The 17246-nt window shown below is 43.3% G+C and carries 18 protein-coding genes and 1 tRNA gene; 7 read left to right on the top strand and 12 right to left on the bottom strand.

Translation table 11 applies throughout. The annotated features are described in order from the left end of the window. The first annotated feature begins 23 nt into the window (after positions 1 to 23). Together OCU56_RS11760 and OCU56_RS11755 are read left to right on the top strand one after the other, a co-directional pair. Entirely contained in the window at positions 24 to 1610 is a 1587-nt protein-coding gene (locus OCU56_RS11760) for an ABC-F family ATPase (RefSeq protein ID WP_261873383.1), read from the top strand. Between the two features lie 177 nt (positions 1611 to 1787). After that, positions 1788 to 2351 (top strand): VC2662 family protein, encoded by a 564-nt coding sequence (locus OCU56_RS11755; RefSeq protein WP_261873382.1) that lies wholly within the window; start codon positions 1788 to 1790, stop codon positions 2349 to 2351. Between the two features lie 127 nt (positions 2352 to 2478). Here the strand turns inward: OCU56_RS11755 and epmB are convergent, their stop codons facing one another. After that, positions 2479 to 3504, bottom strand: coding sequence for an EF-P beta-lysylation protein EpmB (epmB, locus tag OCU56_RS11750; RefSeq protein WP_261873381.1), 1026 nt, complete (start codon positions 3502 to 3504; stop codon positions 2479 to 2481). A gap of 34 nt (positions 3505 to 3538) precedes the next feature. On the opposite strand from epmB, the gene efp reads away from it, so the two are divergent. Beyond that, entirely contained in the window at positions 3539 to 4105 is a 567-nt protein-coding gene (gene efp / locus OCU56_RS11745) for an elongation factor P (RefSeq protein ID WP_261873380.1), read from the top strand. An 82-nt stretch (positions 4106 to 4187) separates the two neighbouring features. Here efp and frdD read toward each other — a convergent pair whose 3' ends face one another. Genes frdD through frdA form a run of 4 tightly spaced genes read right to left on the bottom strand, consistent with a single transcriptional unit; the run spans position 4188 to position 7504 of the window. Then, entirely contained in the window at positions 4188 to 4550 is a 363-nt protein-coding gene (frdD, locus tag OCU56_RS11740) for a fumarate reductase subunit FrdD (RefSeq protein ID WP_261873379.1), read from the bottom strand. Between the two features lie 10 nt (positions 4551 to 4560). After that, on the bottom strand, positions 4561 to 4944 hold the full coding sequence (frdC, locus tag OCU56_RS11735) for a fumarate reductase subunit FrdC (protein ID WP_261873378.1): 384 nt from the start codon (positions 4942 to 4944) through the stop codon (positions 4561 to 4563). Beyond that, positions 4944 to 5684, bottom strand: coding sequence for a succinate dehydrogenase/fumarate reductase iron-sulfur subunit (locus OCU56_RS11730; RefSeq protein ID WP_261874817.1), 741 nt, complete (start codon positions 5682 to 5684; stop codon positions 4944 to 4946). Before OCU56_RS11730 ends, frdC begins: the two co-directional genes overlap by 1 nt. Then, the gene (gene frdA, locus OCU56_RS11725) at positions 5681 to 7504 is read right to left on the bottom strand and encodes a fumarate reductase (quinol) flavoprotein subunit (protein ID WP_261873377.1); all 1824 of its coding nucleotides are present in this window, start codon (positions 7502 to 7504) and stop codon (positions 5681 to 5683) included. The genes OCU56_RS11730 and frdA overlap by 4 nt, the downstream gene beginning before the upstream one ends. A 227-nt stretch (positions 7505 to 7731) precedes the next feature. On the opposite strand from frdA, the gene epmA reads away from it, so the two are divergent. Further along, positions 7732 to 8706: an elongation factor P--(R)-beta-lysine ligase gene (gene epmA, locus OCU56_RS11720; RefSeq protein ID WP_261873376.1), complete on the top strand. Its 975-nt coding sequence runs from the start codon at positions 7732 to 7734 to the stop codon at positions 8704 to 8706. On the opposite strand, the gene OCU56_RS11715 is transcribed toward epmA, so the two are convergent. The 5 genes from OCU56_RS11715 to OCU56_RS11695 all read right to left on the bottom strand — a co-directional run bounded on the left by OCU56_RS11715 (position 8703) and on the right by OCU56_RS11695 (position 13546). Beyond that, entirely contained in the window at positions 8703 to 9590 is an 888-nt protein-coding gene (locus OCU56_RS11715; protein WP_261873375.1) for a DMT family transporter, read from the bottom strand. The genes epmA and OCU56_RS11715 overlap by 4 nt on opposite strands. Positions 9591 to 9690: 100 nt before the next feature. Further along, complete coding sequence (locus OCU56_RS11710; RefSeq protein WP_261873374.1) at positions 9691 to 10410, bottom strand: glycerophosphodiester phosphodiesterase; 720 nt, start codon at positions 10408 to 10410, stop codon at positions 9691 to 9693. A gap of 32 nt (positions 10411 to 10442) precedes the next feature. Further along, positions 10443 to 11858 (bottom strand): SLC13 family permease, encoded by a 1416-nt coding sequence (locus OCU56_RS11705; protein WP_261873373.1) that lies wholly within the window; start codon positions 11856 to 11858, stop codon positions 10443 to 10445. Positions 11859 to 12040: 182 nt separating this feature from the next. Next, on the bottom strand, positions 12041 to 12556 hold the full coding sequence (gene rraA / locus OCU56_RS11700) for a ribonuclease E activity regulator RraA (protein WP_261873372.1): 516 nt from the start codon (positions 12554 to 12556) through the stop codon (positions 12041 to 12043). An 87-nt stretch (positions 12557 to 12643) separates the two neighbouring features. Further along, complete coding sequence (locus OCU56_RS11695; RefSeq protein WP_261874816.1) at positions 12644 to 13546, bottom strand: 1,4-dihydroxy-2-naphthoate polyprenyltransferase; 903 nt, start codon at positions 13544 to 13546, stop codon at positions 12644 to 12646. Positions 13547 to 13639: 93 nt separating this feature from the next. Between OCU56_RS11695 and OCU56_RS11690 the strand changes: the two genes are divergently transcribed. Then, a complete protein-coding gene (locus tag OCU56_RS11690; protein ID WP_261873371.1) occupies positions 13640 to 14287 on the top strand; it encodes a TetR/AcrR family transcriptional regulator in 648 nt (215 codons plus the stop codon). A 43-nt stretch (positions 14288 to 14330) separates the two neighbouring features. On the opposite strand, the gene asd is transcribed toward OCU56_RS11690, so the two are convergent. After that, on the bottom strand, positions 14331 to 15191 hold the full coding sequence (gene asd, locus OCU56_RS11685) for an archaetidylserine decarboxylase (RefSeq protein WP_261874815.1): 861 nt from the start codon (positions 15189 to 15191) through the stop codon (positions 14331 to 14333). A gap of 70 nt (positions 15192 to 15261) precedes the next feature. After that, positions 15262 to 16317 (bottom strand): small ribosomal subunit biogenesis GTPase RsgA, encoded by a 1056-nt coding sequence (rsgA, locus tag OCU56_RS11680; RefSeq protein WP_261873370.1) that lies wholly within the window; start codon positions 16315 to 16317, stop codon positions 15262 to 15264. 169 nt (positions 16318 to 16486) lie between these two features. On the opposite strand from rsgA, the gene orn reads away from it, so the two are divergent. Both orn and OCU56_RS11670 read left to right on the top strand, forming a co-directional pair. Next, complete coding sequence (gene orn, locus OCU56_RS11675) at positions 16487 to 17032, top strand: oligoribonuclease (protein WP_261873369.1); 546 nt, start codon at positions 16487 to 16489, stop codon at positions 17030 to 17032. 119 nt (positions 17033 to 17151) lie between these two features. After that, a tRNA-Gly gene (locus OCU56_RS11670) sits at positions 17152 to 17227 on the top strand. Positions 17228 to 17246: the final 19 nt, after the last annotated feature.

The following is a 17246-nucleotide window of genomic DNA, read 5'->3' as shown; positions in this document are numbered from 1 at the left end:
TTCTCAATGCATAAGGGTCTGGTTTGATTTCCACAGCTAATATCACTCAACAATTTGGTGCAAAACCACTATTTGAAAACATTTCAGTTAAATTTGGCGAAGGCAATCGCTATGGTCTGATCGGTGCAAATGGTTGTGGTAAGTCCACATTCATGAAGATCTTGAGCGGAGAGCTTGAGCCTTCTGGTGGTAATGTGAGTTACGATCCAAATGAGCGTGTAGCGAAACTAAATCAGGACCAGTTCGCCTATGAAGAATTTACGGTTATCGATACCGTTATCATGGGCTTTAAAGAGCTATGGTCAGTAAAGCAAGAGCGTGATCGTATTTACTCATTAGCAGAAATGAGTGAAGAAGATGGCATGAAAGTGGCCGACCTTGAGGTTGAGTTCGCGGAAATGGATGGGTATATGGCCGAAGCTAAAGCAGGTGAACTGCTATTGGCTGTAGGTATTCCAGAAGAGCAACACTTTGGCTTAATGAGCGAAGTGGCTCCCGGCTGGAAACTGCGTGTGCTTCTCGCTCAAGTTCTGTTTGCTGACCCGCATATCATGTTACTTGATGAACCTACCAACAACTTGGATATGGATACGATCCGCTGGCTAGAAGAGACGTTAAACCAACGTAACTGCACCATGATCATCATCTCCCATGACCGTCACTTCCTAAACTCTGTATGTACGCATATGGCCGATTTAGATTATGGTGAGCTGCGTTTATACCCAGGTAACTACGACGAGTACATGACAGCGGCAACACAAGCTCGTGAGCGTCTATTATCGGACAATGCCAAGAAGAAAGCGCAAATTGCGGAGCTACAAACCTTCGTTTCTCGCTTCTCGGCTAACGCCTCAAAAGCAAAACAAGCCACCTCTCGTGCTAAGCAGATTGATAAAATCCAACTGGATGAAGTGAAAGCGTCTAGCCGTCAAAACCCCTTCATTCGTTTTGAGCAATCGAAAGAACTTTTCCGTAATGCATTGATTGTAGAAAATATCACTCAAGGCTTTGAAGACGATCTCTACACGGATTTCAATGCGATTTTTGAAGTGGGTGAGCGTGTTGCTATTATCGGTGAGAACGGTGTAGGTAAAACAACATTACTCAACACTTTAGCGGGTGCTTTAGCTCCTCGCAGCGGTGAGTATAAGTGGTCAGAAAACTCGAACATTGGTTATTATGCTCAAGACCACGCTCATGACTTTGAGAAAGACTTAAAAGTATTTGACTGGATGGCGCAATGGCGTCAAGAAGGGGACGATGAGCAGGTTGTACGTAGCTTCTTAGGTCGTATGCTGTTTGGTCAGGACGATATTAAAAAATCGGTTAAGGTACTCTCTGGTGGTGAGCAAGGTCGTATGCTTCTAGGTAAGATTATGATGCATAAACCAAACATCTTGTTAATGGATGAACCAACCAACCACATGGATATGGAATCCATTGAGTCTTTGAATCTAGCACTTGAAAACTACAAGGGCACACTGTTCTTCGTTTCTCATGACCGTGTATTTGTAGATTCATTGGCTACGCGTATCTTAGAAATTAAAGACAATAAGATCATGGACTTCCGCGGTACGTATGCTGAGTTTTTAAAAGCTCGCGGAATTTAAACCGAATCACATTGTTGAATCTTTTATAGGCCTCTGCATAAGCAGGGGCTTTTTTTATTATAAGTTCCTGAAATAGTGATAATTTATATGCAATAAGTTGAATTTGATTTATGCTTATTTCTACAGGGTTTGTATATCAAACCTGTTAAGTTGTTCTCAACAAGATGGATTTTAATAATGAAAAAACGACTAATAGCACTAGCAGCAACAGCGGCACTCGCTTCTCCATTTGCTATGGCAGATAGTGCACCTGTGATGTTTTCTTCTTTAAATGGTTTTAATGCGCCAAATGCCAACTCAGTAGGTGGTGTTCGCCTTTCAGTATTACACGGTCAAGTGAGTGAAGTGAAAGGGCTTGATATTTCGGTATTGGGCATGTCAGAGCGCGATAAAATGACCGGCGTGAACTTAGGGATTCTTTTTGGTGGTGCTAAGGTAAACCAACAGATGACTGGCGCTGCATTTGGTTTATTTAACTGGATGCCGGGTAATACTACCGGTGCCAACATCAGTATGGTGAACATTACTAACAATGTGAAAGGGCTTAACTTAGGTCTTGCTAACTACTCAGAAGGCAAAACGGTGGCTGACGTAGCATTTGCTAGTATCTCTAAGACATCGACATTCCAGCTCGGTATCTTCAATAAAACGGATAACATTGAAGGTGTGCAAATAGGTTTAATTAACTGTGCAGACAATGGTTTCTTTAAGTGCTTCCCAATTGTGAACTTTGCTAAGTAACCGTTAGCAGCCTCACCGTCACTCGCTAGAATGAACGGTGATTGACTGCACTAAGTATAAGCCTCGATATTTTTCGGGGCTTTACTCTCAAAGCTTTTTTACGCTATTGCTGAGAGTAATCTTACTATTATTGGCATAAATTAAGATCCAATGGTGTTTTGCTGCTCCTGCCACCGATTTCTCGGGTGAGGGAGGGGACTAAATACCCAGAGACTTCCGCCATTAATCCACGCATTAACTGTTTTGCTTTCTCATCACTAATATAAAAATGCGCCGCACCTTGTACCTTATCTAATACATGCATGTAGTAAGGTAAAATACCGATACTAAATAGCTTTTCACTTAGAGAGGCGAGTGTTGCCACGTTGTCGTTCACTCCTTTCAGCATAACGCCTTGATTAAGCAAAGTGACGTTACTCTGTTTGAGCATGGTCATGGCATGAGCCAGTTCATTATTTATCTCGTTAGGATGATTAATATGTGTGACCACCACCGTATTAAGGCGTGTTTCTTTGAGCATAGAACAAAGGGAGTCGGTGACTCTACTTGGAATAACTACCGGCAAGCGGGTGTGAATGCGAAATGTACGAACGTGTTTAATTTTTTCGGTTTCTTTAATTAACCATTGTAACTCATGATCTTTGGCCATGAGCGGGTCGCCACCAGATAAGATAACTTCAGAGATCTCCGGGTGGTCAGCAATATATTGTAGGTTCTTTTGCCAGATGGATTTAGAGCCTTTATTTTCGGAATAAGGAAAATGACGGCGAAAGCAGTAGCGACAATTAACAGCACAACCACCTTTTAAAACTAGCAGCACTCGGTTTTTATATTTATGCAGCAAACTGGGTTGTGTGTTGTTTTGCTCTTCTAGTGGATCGGTGCTAAATCCGGCAACGTGCTGAAACTCCTCTTTAACAGGCATAACTTGCAGTAAAAGAGGATCATTCGGATTGCCTTTTTCCATTCTTTCGACAAAACTTATCGGTACACGCAGTGCGAAAAGTGTACGAGCACTGAAGTCAGTAGCATAATTTTTCGGATCTATATTAAGTATAGAAAGCAATTCTGCAGGATCAGAGATCCCATTCGCCAGTTGTTGTAACCAGTTTTGTTCAACAGATAGGTTTTTTTGGGGTATTATATGCGACATTAAAAACTTACTCTAAGAATCTAAAGAGGAAAAAATGGCTACTGTAAGTACCAATGAATTCAAGGGCGGTCTAAAGTTCATGCTCGATAACGAGCCATGTTCAATCCTAGAAAACGAATACGTTAAACCAGGTAAAGGCCAAGCGTTCAACCGTGTTAAAGTTCGTAAACTACTATCTGGCAAAGTTCTAGAGAAGACATTTAAGTCTGGTGAATCTGTTGAGCTTGCTGATGTTCTAGATATCGATCTAGATTATCTTTATTCAGATGGTGAATTCTATCACTTCATGAACAACGAAACTTTTGAGCAAATTGCTGCTGACGCTAAAGCTGTAGGCGATAACGCTAAATGGCTCGTTGAAAACAACACGTGTATGATCACTTTGTGGAATGGTAACCCAATTGTAGTTACTCCACCAAACTTTGTTGAGCTAGAAGTGGTTGAGACAGACCCAGGCTTGAAAGGTGATACTCAAGGTACAGGTGGTAAGCCTGCAACACTAAGCACAGGTGCTGTGGTTCGTGTTCCGCTATTTATTCAAATTGGTGAAGTTGTTAAGTGCGACACACGCTCTGGCGAATACGTTGGTCGTGTAAAATAACGCATTCATAACATTGTTTAAAATGCATTAAAAAAGCCGCGGTTCTTAGGAACCGCGGCTTTTTGTCTTTAGGTAATAGGCGTTACACCATAAATACAAACACAATGGCAAGACCCGTTAAAAAGGCCGCCACAAAGTAGGCTGCAACCTTGCCAGCCGTGCCTGTGTGGAATTTAAGGTCATGCATAGCGTGATGCAAGCGATGCATCGCGTGCCACATAGGTAGCGCAATAGTCGCAATGACAAATAGGCCACCGATAATAGATGTCACAAAGGTGGATACTCGCTCATAGCTCATCGCATTCGAATCTATGATGCCAAGAGGCACAAGAATACCCAGCACAAAAATAGTGACGGGCGTTATCATTGCAAACCATGAGCCACCGGCTCCAAAGAGTCCCCACCATACTGGTTCATCTGAGCGTTTAGGGTTTTTATTCATCACAGTTGACTCCTTAAACAATGACTAGAACAATGAGAGAGATAAAGGCGACCGCAGCCCACTGAGCAAGAACAATAGCTTTCTTGTCCAGTGTTTTGCCTTTAAAACGCATTGGCATAACTTGAGGCATCATATTAAAGAAAGTATATGCGTGAAATAGACTGCCAATGAGCGCCAGAATATTAATCAGTACCACAATAGGGGAACTCATAAACGCTAACCAAGTTGCCCATGCATCAGGCCCTTTTACCAGCGCACCTAAACCAAATGTGATAAACAAGGTAAACAGGATTAAAGGGATTACAGTGGCTTCCCTTAGCATATACATGCGATAGAAAGGGTGGTTTTGCCACCAACTACGCTTCATTTCTCGTACGTAAGGTTTACGGTTAGACATTACGCATCCTCCGGCTTAAACATTGCAATGACAAAGTCCTTTGACGATTCAATCTTGCCTTGGTTTACAGCACCTGCTGGATCGACGCTCTTTGGACAAACTTCAGAGCAGTAACCAACAAAGGTACAACCCCAAGCGCCGTTGTCACTGTTAATAAGTGGCATACGTTGTTGCTTACCATCATCTCGGCTGTCTAAGTTATAGCGATGAGCTAAGGTTAGCGCAGCAGGCCCTAAGAAATCTGGATTCAAACCAAACTGCGGGCAAGCGGCATAACATAGGCCACAGTTAATGCAGGCGGCAAATTGTTTATAGCGCGCCATTTGCTCTGGGGTTTGGATATTTGTGCCATCTTCAGGGGTGCGATCATTGCCTATGATATAAGGTTTAACAGCTTCAAGACGCTCAATGAAAGGCGTCATATCTACAATTAAATCTTTTTCGATAGGGAAATTGGCCAGTGCTTCAATTTTTACGCCGTTAGGGTAGTCACGTAAAAAGGTTTTACACGCTAATTTAGGCACTTGGTTGACCATGATGCCACATGAACCGCAGATGGCCATACGGCAAGACCAGCGATAAGCTAAGTCTTTATCTAGATTATCTTTAATATAACCTAGCGCATCCAGCACAGACATAGTCTCATCAAAGGGCACATCAAAAGATTGAAAGTACGGTTCTGAGTCTTTTTCTGGGTCGTAACGCAGAATATCTACTTTTTGAATTCGAGCGGGCATTATTTTTGCTCCTCTGCATTATTGGCAGCATCGCTAGCCGCTTTTTCTTCTGCAGCAGCAGCGGCTTCGGCTTCAGCGCCATAGAGACGGGCTTTTGGTTGTGATTTAGTGATCTTCACTGAGCTGTAATCAATACTCGGGGCATGATTGGGTTTGTAGAAGGCCAGTGAGTGTTTCAAGAAGTTCTCATCATCACGCTCTGTACAACCGCTATCAAGGCGTTGGTGAGCACCACGAGACTCTTTACGCAATAACGCTGAATGCGCCATCGCTTCCGCTACTTCTAGCCCGTAGCCCACTTCAATGGCGTACAGTAGATCCGTGTTAAACACTTTACCTTTGTCTTTGATGCTGATTTTCTTGTAACGCTCTTTGAGCTCGGTAAGCTTGTCTATGGTCTCTTTCATCAAGTCTTCACTGCGATAGATACCACAACCCGCTTCCATGGTATTACCCATTTCAGTGCGAATGGTTGCCCAGTTTTCATCGCCTTCTTGATCCATAAGAGCTTGAATACGCGCTTCAACCAACTCTACTTGGGAGTGAATCGCATCGTCATCCCACTCAGTAAACTCAGAGGCATGTTTCACAGCAGCTTCACCCGCAACGCGGCCAAATACCACAAACTCGGCTAAAGAGTTAGAGCCTAAACGGTTAGCACCGTGCAGACCTACAGAAGCACACTCACCTACAGCAAATAGACCTTTAATCCGTGTCTCACAACTTGCATCGGTTTCAATACCCCCCATGGTGTAGTGAACCGTAGGACGAATTGGGATAGGTTCTTTAGCCGGATCAACGTTGACGTAAGCTTTAGCCAATTCACAAATGAAAGGCAGGCGCTCTTGTAGGTACTCTTCCCCAAGGTGGCGAAGATCGAGATGTACCACATCACCGAGTGGGTGCTTGATGGTGTTGCCTTTTTGTTGCTCGTGCCAAAATGCTTGCGATACTTTATCGCGAGGGCCAAGCTCCATGTGTTTGTTTTTCGGCTGTCCTACTGGGGTTTCAGGCCCCATGCCATAGTCTTGCAAATAGCGATAGCCATTTTTATTAACTATGATACCGCCTTCACCACGACACCCTTCGGTCATCAATATGCCAGTGCCTGGAAGGCCGGTTGGGTGATATTGGACGAACTCCATATCTCGCAATGGCACACCATGACGATACGCCATTGCCATGCCGTCACCCGTAACGATGCCACCGTTCGTGTTGGTATGGTAAACACGTCCAGCGCCACCAGTAGCCAATACCACGGATTTTGCTTTAATCGTCACTAATTCGCCTTCAGCCATATGAATAGCAATCAAGCCTTGGACTTCGTTATCTACCACAAGTAAATCGACAACAAAATACTCATCAAAGCGTTTTATTTGAGGGTATTTCATCGATGTCTGGAAGAGAGTGTGTAGCATGTGGAAGCCAGTTTTATCCGCTGCAAACCAAGTGCGTTCTACTTTCATACCACCAAAGCGGCGCACATTGATTTCACCGTTTTCCTTGCGGCTCCACGGACAACCCCATTGCTCCATTTGGATCATTTCACGGGTTGCATTTTCAACAAAATATTCAACAACGTCTTGTTCACAAAGCCAGTCACCACCGCCAACAGTATCATTGAAGTGATTGTCTAGGCTGTCTTCGTCTTTAACGACGGCGGCAGATCCACCTTCAGCTGCCACAGTATGTGAGCGCATTGGGTAAACTTTAGAAATGAGAGCCACTTCCAATTCAGGGTTCGCTTCAGCTGCTGCGATAGCAGTTCGAAGACCGGCACCCCCTGCGCCGATTACCGCGATATCTGTGTTGAGTATCTTCACAGTTATCCTCCAGAGTAAGGCAGGTTGTCCTGCTCGTGGTTGTAAATCTATAAATATACTTTACCTGTCATTCTAGGGGATTCGTGTTACGAAAAAATTGATTCAATTGGTTTTTTCATATTGATTAATGTCAAAAAAGCTAAAAACAGCAAGGACTGTGATCGTTATCATGCCAAAATAGGGGGAAAACCGATTTTTAATATTAAATTTATTTCATAGGACGCATTATGAGCACCGATAGCTGGCAACCATCAGCAGAGATATCTTCTTTAAGAAAAAGAGCTGCAATTATCGCAGCCATTCGACAGTTTTTTGTTGAACGAAACGTGCTAGAAGTGGATACCCCTGCCATGAGTCATGCCACCGTCACCGATGTTCACTTGCACACCTTTCAAACAGAGTTTGTTGGGCCTGGGTTTGCTGATGGAAAAAAACTTTACTTTATGACCAGTCCTGAATTTCATATGAAGCGATTATTGGCAGCAGGTAGTGGCTGTATTTATCAAATAGGTAAAGCGTTTAGAAATGAAGAGGCCGGTCGTTACCATAACCCAGAATTTGCGCTATTAGAGTGGTATCGTATCGGCTTTGACCATCATCAACTTATGAATGAAATGGACCAATTGCTACAGCTTGTCTTAGGTTGTAACGCAGCAGAAAAAATGACGTATCAACAGGCATTTTTATCACAGCTACAGGTGTGTCCTTTGCAGTCATCAATGGATGAATTAAAGGTCGCAGCCGCCCATTTAGGGTTGGCCGACATTGCCCAATCAGAGAGCGATCGAGATACCTTATTACAGCTACTCTTTAGTGTTGGTGTTGAGCCAAAAATAGGCTTGAAAGCACCGGCGTTTGTTTATGATTTCCCCGCATCTCAAGCCGCACTGGCTAAAATCAATGCCCAAGATAGCCGTGTGGCTGACCGCTTTGAGGTGTATTTTAAAGGCATTGAATTAGCGAATGGCTTTCATGAGCTTGATAATGCCGACGAGCAACTACTGCGCTTTGAGCAAGACAATAAAAAGCGCCTTGAGATGGGATTGTCACCTCAACCTATTGATTATCATTTAATTGAGGCGCTTAAGCACGGGTTGCCGCAATGTTCAGGCGTCGCCCTCGGTATAGATCGTCTTATTATGCTGGCTTGCCAACAGACGCACATTGATAAAGTTACGGCGTTTGCTTTTCCGCGCGCTTAAAGGACTATCATACCGGTACCGATTACGGCCAATATTGCGCCATACCATGCGTAGCGGTTAGGCCGCTGTTTAGTGATAAACCAAAGCAGCGGCAGTATCATGATTGGGGTTGTTGAAGAAAGTAGGGCCACCATGCCCACATTACCATCTTGCAATGCGTAGAGAATTAATGTCATTCCTACAGCCATAGCTAAAAAGCCATTTAAGGCGGTAATGGCAAAAATATTGAGGTTGATTTTTTGCTTGGCTTTGGCCTGTTTCGAGCCACTGAAATAAAACAGCGAGTGAGCTACAAAAGCACTAATCATTCGAATAGCAGAGGCAGCAATAGGGTCAACACTGGTTAACATAACCGGTTTAGCAATAATGCCCCCGAGCGCTTGGCAAAGCCCCGCAAGAAGCCCCATGCCAATACCAATGGCCATTTTTCCCTGCAAGGATTCCCATTCATGTTTACCTGATTGTTTACGGCCGAAAAAGATCGCCGTAACGACTCCAGAGAACACCAATATTGCCCCGAGTAATTCCATTCCTTGCCAGGTTTCACTAAACAGCCAGTAACCGATAATGCCAGAGAAGACAGCGTGACAGGAAAACAATAACCCTGCTTGGCGTGGTCCCATTCGATTCATACAGGCAAATAATGCGGTATCGCCAATAAAAATACCGACTAAACCAGACAGCATCATAGGGGTAATATGCTCAGAGTTCACCGTAGACCACCCACCGGTGAAGGCGGCCATAGCGGTTAACATGACAGCGGTACAACCCATTCGCCAGCGACTATAGGCAAAAGGACCTAAGTAGCGAGCAGGTTTAACAGAGATAAGGCTAGATATAGCCCATAAGAACGCCGCAGCAAGGGCGAGCCATTCGTATTTCATGGTGTTTATTTATGTGTAGTTACGCAAGATGCTCTCAATATGCATCATTGAGGTGGAATAAGAAACCCCAAACCATAGGGAAATAAGCCGGGGGGACTGGTTAAGGCCAGCTTGGGTTTTGCCGAATATTCGAGGAAAAATAGCTGACAGCTTGCTGGGGATTATCACAGAAAATGCCATCGACTCCCATTTGTTGCAGGCGAGCCCAATCCTCTGCTTGATTGACTGTATAGACAAAGATTTTTAGTCCACGTTGTTTGGCGTCGTTTATCATCTCACTATCTACGACATGGAGATCAATATTGACACTGTAGGCATTAAGCTGTTGTGCAAATAGACATAAACCTATGGGCTTGCTGGCTGTTAGAGCCGCCAATTTTATATCGGGTCTTTGCTGGTGAAGCTCTGCAAGCCAATGATGATTAAAAGAAGATACCAGTAACTGCTCATGGGAAAATCCACATTTATTGATCGCATAGTCTAGGTGCTCTATGAGTAGCGCTATGCTGTCCATTCCTTTTAGCTCTATATTTAAGGCGCAACTCCCAGCTAAGTGGCGTAAGGTTTCTTTTAATGTCGGTATGCATTCCCCTTGTCCTGCATCCAATTTTTTAAGGCTTTGTGTGCTAAACCAATGTAATAGACCGACACCATTGGTCGTGCGATTAACCCAACTATCGTGAATCACCCAAAATTGCTGCTGGTGTTGATGAATGTCCAGCTCAATGGCTTTTGCGCCCCCTTTTAATGCGTTATCAAAGGCCAGTAACGTATTCTCTGGGTGGGTTTCTCTGGCACCTCGATGAGCAATAACAAACATAGCGGCCTCCTTATGTAGTCAATCTTAGCCAGTTAAGTTAAGAGAAACATGGCGATGTACACCAGTATTAAACCAAAGATACCGAGAATAAGCCCTGTTTTTGCCATATCTTTGCTTTCGATGAGGCCGGTGGAATAAGCCAAAGAGTTAGGCGGTGTCGATACAGGTAAAATCATACCCAGTGACGCAGAGAAGGCGACCACTATGAGTAATCCTTGTAGGCCACCAATGGCCACTAGGCTTGGCATGGATGCCCCTATTGCCGCTGCAATAGGCATTAATAGGTTAGCGGTGGCTGTGTTGGACATAAAGTTAGCCATTAGCCAGCAGATGATGGATAGAGTCAGCACCACAGCCACAGGAGATAAGCTTTGATAATCAATGGAGTGCGCTAAGGCTTTGGCAAGACCGGTTTTGTCTAAAGCCAGTCCAATGGCAATACCACCGGCAACCAACCACAGTACATCCCAGTTAATTTGTTTGATCTCTGTTTTACCCATAATGCCAGTTAAGGTAAAGACGGCTAAAGGAATCACAGATACTACATAGGTGTTCATTCCGTGCAGTTTGGTGGTCATCCATAAAATTATGGTGAGCGCAAAAGTGATGTACACCACTATGGCCTGCCAAGATTTTAGAAACTCACCTTCTAAAGCCAGCACCATTTTTTCTTGTGACGACGGGAATAGTTTTTGTAGTAACACCCACGCAATCGCTAATTGAATGATGACAAAGGGTAGGCCAAACATCATCCAGCTTAAAAAGTCGATACTGTGCTCACCAGTAAGGTACTGTAAGGCAATGGCATTAGGAGGGGTGCCTATGGGCGTCGCTATCCCGCCTGTATTGGCGGCAATAGGAATACAAAGTACCAAGGCTTTAATTCCAAGATCGCCAGGCTTTGCTGAGGCGACGATAGGTCCTAGTAAGGCCAACATCATGACAGTGGTCGCTGTATTGGACATAAACATAGAGAACACAGCAGTAATGAGCATGAGCCCTAGCATGATGTATTTAGGTTGTGTCCCAAATGGTTTTAACAGTACTCGAGCTAGGTTGTTATCTAATTGATATTTAGAGGCGGCAATAGCAAGGGCAAATCCCCCCATAAACAGTATGATAATGGGCGAAGAAAATGAGCCTAAGATATCGGTATATGGAATTAATGAGCCAAAAGATTCGTTAGCATGATCAATGCGTAAAACCGTTAAGCCTTTATCAGATAAAAAGATTAACTCTAATGTGATGATCAATATTGAAGTGGCAAAAACCGGTACAGGTTCCAGTACCCAAAGTAGTGCCGACATAATAAAAATAGCCAACAGTCGATGCTGTATCACAGTCAGGTCGTCAATGGGAAACCAAGTGCTTGGCATCATTAGTATCAATATCGGTATCAGGATACAAAATGCGAGTTTAGTGACCTGGCTTGAGTGTTCTTTGTTCATCCCGCTATTTCCTTTTCTCTGAGAAATGGCAGGGTATAAGAAACATGTTGCAATTATTCGGACGTTCTACACTTTTTTGCAAATGCGAGTCAATTATTTGTGGTTACTTTGCTTTTAATCAAAAAAAAACAGCTCGATTTTATCGAACTGTTTCTAAATATATCCCATGGCAAGGGCTGAAATTACGCTATTTCTTCACTCTCATCCAGGTCGAAGTTAGTATCTAGAGGTTCTTGAGATAAGATGATGCCGGTATTGTCAGCATAAATGTAGTCTTCTGGTAGGAAACTCACTCCACCAAAATTAACGGGGACATCCACTTCACCCGCATCACTTTGAATGGCGCCAACAGGGATAGAAGCGAGTGCTTGAATGCCGATATTCATCTCTTCTAGCTCGTCTACTTCACGAACAGAGCCATAAACAACGATGCCTTCCCATTCATTTTCTTCGGCTAGGGAGGCTATTTCAGCATCAATAAGCGCTTTTCTTAAGGAGCCACCGCCATCAATCAGTAATACTCTACCTTGGCCATCTTGCTCTAGAACAGAACGTATTAGTCCATTATCTTCAAAGCATTTGATGCTGGTTACTTGACCTGCAAATGAAGCGCTGCCACCAAAATTGCTAAACATTGGTTCTACGACATCAACCTGATCTAAGTAGACATCACACAGGGCTGAAGTGTTGTATTCCATAATCAGTGTCACCTTCTAAGTTAGTATTCTTAAGCTTGAGTATATATTGCAACAGCCTTGGATAGTTGATGCAAGTTAACGTTTTGATTAAACAATAATTGCCAGAGAAAAGACTAAGTTAGCAATTAAGGCCAGTTTTACCACTCCGGCCATCAAAGGCGCAATGGCTAAGCTATCTTTTGCACTCTGTAGAGCGCGAAGATGTAATGCGCTTGGTACTAAGATCAGCGCGGTCATCAAGACGCTCAATGAACTGCAATGGTTACTTAAAACAAAAGCCAAATAAGCAAGCCATGCCGTTAAAATCAAAAAGGCGTGGTACTGCTTGGCTTTCGTGAGCCCTAAACGAACCGCCACCGTGGTTTTGCCAAAGGCTTTGTCATTGTCGATATCGCGCATATTGTTGACGTTCAACACCGCGACGGCCAGCAGACCAGTTGCTGTGGCCGGTAATAATAAATCGCCTGAGATGCTCAGAGTGTGTAAATAAAATGTCCCACCGACACCGAGTAAACCAAAGAATACAAAAACAGCTAAATCACCCAAACCCATGTACCCGTATGGACGTTTACCTACGGTGTAGGCAATGGCACAAAATATCGCAAGAACACCTAACCCAAGGAAAATAGCAATATCTAACAGGGTAGTGAGTGATGATAGAATGAGGGCAAGACCTGACATTAAGCTCAATATGGAACAGACAACCATCGCCACTTGCATTTGTTTGGCCGTAATTTCGCCGGATTGGATAGCCCGAGTAGGTCCAAGCCTGTCATGATTGTCGGTTCCTTGTTTAGCATCACCAAAATCGTTAGCTAGATTTGATAATATTTGCAATAGCGTCGCCGTTAGCAGTGCTAAAAGACTCACTTTCCAAGAAAAATGCTGGTGGGTATAGGCCAGGCAGCTTCCAGTAACGATGGAAGTGAGAGCCAAAGGCAATGTTTTAGGTCTAGCGGCAGATAGCCAATGAGATGCAGACAAAGTAATAATAGCTTTTACGTTATTGTGAAAGTGCTGAGTATAGCAAAACTATTTTCTATTTGATCAATTTAACAATGGCCTAGGGTATAGAGTCGCTAAATGAAAACAAAGCAAAGAATCGTGCATGGAGCTCTAGAGCTATTCAACCAACATGGTGAACGTAACATTACCACTAACCATATTTCAGAACATCTCGGGATGAGTCCAGGAAATCTTTATTATCACTATTCGAATAAACAAGAGATTATTCGTGCCATTTTTGATGATTATACTGCCGAATTACTGGATAGGTTCCGCCCTTACGCCGCGCAAGAAGAAAGCTTAGTACTACTCAAGCATTACATTAATTCTACGTTTTCTTTAATGTGGAAATATCGTTTTTTATACGTCAACCTCGCTGACATCGTAAGTCGTGATACTCAACTTCACGCAGCATACTGCGCCGTTCAAGATAAACTACGCGTGAACTTAGTTGCCATAGTGAGATCTTTTTTAACGTTGGGGCTTATTCGTGTCGAGGGGCAGGATATTTCTCGTTTGGTGACCAATTTGCATTTGATTGCTACGGGGTGGTTAGGTTATCAATCGGCCATGAACTCCAATAAAAAAGTGACTGAGTCGATGATCATGCAAGGAATGCTACAGATCTTGGCAATGGTGAAACCTTTGGCGACCATAACAGGAAAAGAACAACTGCAGTTACTTGAGGAAAGCTTAGAAATGGCATTTCCTACAGAACAACAGTAAATAAAAAAGGAGCCGAAGCTCCTTTATGCTGTTTAAGTGGCCGTTATTTACGTTGATGAGCGTAAGCGGCACCCAAGCGTGTAATCGCTTCCAATTGCATGCTAGAGTCAAACTCAATGGCATCTTTAGGGAATAAGTTGATAACCGTTGAGCCGAGTTTGAAACGACCCATTTCTTCCCCTTTCTTAATATGAATCGCTTTGTCCCCTTGTGTTGGATAATCCCAGCGATACACAGTGTTACCACGTGGTGGTGTGACAGTCCCAGCCCAAGTAAGTTCTATGCTACCTACGATAGTTGCACCCACTAATACTTGTGCCATTGGGCCAAATTCAGTGTCAAAAATACAAACTACACGCTCGTTACGTGCAAATAAATTCTCTACGTTTTCAGCGGTTAATGGGTTAACGGAGAACAGGTCACCAGGCACATAAATCATTTGCTTTAATGTGCCATCACAGGGCATGTGCACGCGGTGATAGTCACTTGGCGATAAATACAGAGTAGCAAAACTGCCATCAGCGAAAGCGTCAGCGAGTTCTAGATCACCACCGAGCAGTTCTCGTGCAGAGTAGTTATGTTTTTTTGCTTGAATCAACTGACCATCTACGATTGGACCAAATTGACTAACACAGGCATCAGCAGGATGAGTAATGACAGACTCATCTTCAACGATGGGTCTTATTCCTGGTTTGAGTTCGCGAACGAAAAAGTCATTAAATGTTGCGAAATGCGCTGGATCTGAGTGCAACGCTTCGTCCATGTTAATTTTATATTGCTTAATGAAACCGCGAATAATCGACGTGGTAACCCCGCCAAGTTTCGCAGATGCAAGCTTTCCAACTAGGCGTGTAAGGCCGTGTTGTGGCATCCAGTATTGGGCACCGACTTTGATTTTATTTATCACAATAAAGTCCATTATTCGTAAATTTGCGCGGGATGTTACTTAAACTGCCGCGATTTGTCTAAATTAACTACTGGTCTAACTTTTTGTTTTTTGAATACTGACGGTTTGCTTTATTTTCCGCCATGCTTTCAATAATTCTTGTATAGTTTTCAAAGCGATTAGGATGTATTTTGCCATCACTAATCGCTTGTTGTAATGCACAGCCAGGATCGTCAGCATGCTTACAATCGCGGAATTTACATAGCCCTAAGAACTCTCTAAATTCAACAAAAGCGTTGGTGACTTCATCGGGTTCAAGGTGCCAAAGGCCAAATTCTCTAACTCCTGGAGAGTCGATAAGATCGCCTCCTGCAGGGAAGTGATACAGCCTAGCCGCTGTAGTGGTATGTTGACCAAGACCTGAGTTTTCTGAGATTACGCCTTCTTCGACATCAAGTTCGGGCATTAACGCATTCACTAAACTCGATTTACCTACTCCAGATTGACCTACAAAGATATTAATTTTTCCAGCAAGTTCACTTTCAAGGGCTGTGATGCCTTCGCCAGATTCTTTACTTACTAGCAAAACTTTATAACCAATATCACTATAAATCTTCAACTGCTTTTTAAGCGTTTTCAGCTGTTCCGCCGTGGTTAAATCGATTTTATTGAGCACTAACAGCGGAGCAATGCTGAGAGTTTCTGAGGCTACCAAGTAACGGTCAATAATAGAGAGCGATAGCTCAGGCAGTACAGAAGAGACAATAACCATTTGCTCAACATTGGCCGCTACAGGCTTTAGACCATCGTAATAATCTGGTCTTGTTAGCATGGATGTTCTTGGTTCTACCGCTTCAACCACCCCAGAGATCCCAGCCATGGACTCAAGTCCAATACGCCAAAGCACACGGTCACCAGAGACTAAACTTTCGATACCACGACGCAAATTACAACGGTGTATATCCCCAGTTTCAGTATCCTCGATATCGGCATGCTGGCCAAAGCGAGTGATAACTAATCCCTTTTTGGTTTCACCAAGCATTTGCTCGTCCCATTGAACTGTATTGTCTTGTTGTAATCGTTTCTTTTGATTACCGCGAACACGACGTACTTGTCCTTTGGTTAGCTTTTTCTTTTTAGCCATGTATTCTTATGTGTCCAGTTGGCTTTCTATAATTGAAGAGTATGATATACCTAATTGACCTTAAGATGCGAGATTAAGCGGTATCTGTTGGTAATTATGCGACTATCACGGCCACATTTTGGTAACTTTTCTGGTGTTTCTTCCACAACAATAATAGGCAATTTAATCCATGGCGTTGAACGATAAAAATTTAATTTGGGTTGACCTTGAAATGACTGGGTTAGATCCTGAAGTCCATAAGGTCATTGAGATCGCATCTATCGTAACGGATAGCGAGCTTAATATTTTGGCTGAGGGGCCCGTGATTGCAATTCATCAATCGCAGGCTGAGTTAGCAAAAATGGATGATTGGTGTACCAATACTCACACCAATAGTGGATTGGTTGAACGAGTCATCAATAGTGAGATAGATGAAGATAAAGCAGTGGCATTAACCATTGAGTTTTTAGAACAATGGGTTCCTAAAGGCGCTTCACCTATTTGTGGTAACAGTATTGGCCAAGACCGTCGCTTTTTGTACAAGCACATGCCAGAACTTGAGCAATATTTCCATTATCGCTATGTGGATGTCAGTACTTTAAAAGAATTAACTCGTCGCTGGAAACCAGAGATTCTTGACGGTTTTTCTAAGCAGGGCGTACATTTAGCTTTAGATGATATTAGAGAGTCTATTGCAGAGCTTCGTTATTACCGTCAGACGATAATGAACATCTAATTTTGCTCAATTATCGCTCATTAAATGAGCGATAAGAAAAAAAACCAGAATTAAGGCTTGCATCACAAAAATAACCTCTTATAATTCGCACCCCTAAACGATTTAAACACGTTTATGATGCGACACTAGCTCAGTTGGTAGAGCGCAACCTTGCCAAGGTTGAGGTCACGAGTTCGAACCTCGTGTGTCGCTCCAATCTCTTTTGAGAAAATTG

This window comes from Vibrio rarus, from assembly GCF_024347075.1.
Taxonomy (GTDB): Bacteria; Pseudomonadota; Gammaproteobacteria; order Enterobacterales; family Vibrionaceae; genus Vibrio; species Vibrio rarus.
Note: the sequence above shows the minus strand (reverse complement) of the source record. Positions and strands in the feature narration are given on the sequence as shown.

Excerpts from the sequence above, each read along its gene's own strand:
- OCU56_RS11710 (WP_261873374.1), bottom strand. The coding sequence starts at position 10,410 with ATGTTTGTTATTGCTCATCGAGGTGCCAGAGAAACCCACCCAGAGAAT.
- OCU56_RS11715 (WP_261873375.1), bottom strand. The coding sequence starts at position 9,590 with ATGAAATACGAATGGCTCGCCCTTGCTGCGGCGTTCTTATGGGCTATA.
- epmA (WP_261873376.1), top strand. The coding sequence starts at position 7,732 with ATGAGCACCGATAGCTGGCAACCATCAGCAGAGATATCTTCTTTAAGA.
- rraA (WP_261873372.1), bottom strand. The coding sequence starts at position 12,556 with ATGGAATACAACACTTCAGCCCTGTGTGATGTCTACTTAGATCAGGTT.
- OCU56_RS11705 (WP_261873373.1), bottom strand. The coding sequence starts at position 11,858 with ATGAACAAAGAACACTCAAGCCAGGTCACTAAACTCGCATTTTGTATC.
- efp (WP_261873380.1), top strand. The coding sequence starts at position 3,539 with ATGGCTACTGTAAGTACCAATGAATTCAAGGGCGGTCTAAAGTTCATG.
- orn (WP_261873369.1), top strand. The coding sequence starts at position 16,487 with ATGGCGTTGAACGATAAAAATTTAATTTGGGTTGACCTTGAAATGACT.
- OCU56_RS11755 (WP_261873382.1), top strand. The coding sequence starts at position 1,788 with ATGAAAAAACGACTAATAGCACTAGCAGCAACAGCGGCACTCGCTTCT.
- epmB (WP_261873381.1), bottom strand. The coding sequence starts at position 3,504 with ATGTCGCATATAATACCCCAAAAAAACCTATCTGTTGAACAAAACTGG.
- rsgA (WP_261873370.1), bottom strand. The coding sequence starts at position 16,317 with ATGGCTAAAAAGAAAAAGCTAACCAAAGGACAAGTACGTCGTGTTCGC.
- OCU56_RS11690 (WP_261873371.1), top strand. The coding sequence starts at position 13,640 with ATGAAAACAAAGCAAAGAATCGTGCATGGAGCTCTAGAGCTATTCAAC.
- frdC (WP_261873378.1), bottom strand. The coding sequence starts at position 4,944 with ATGTCTAACCGTAAACCTTACGTACGAGAAATGAAGCGTAGTTGGTGG.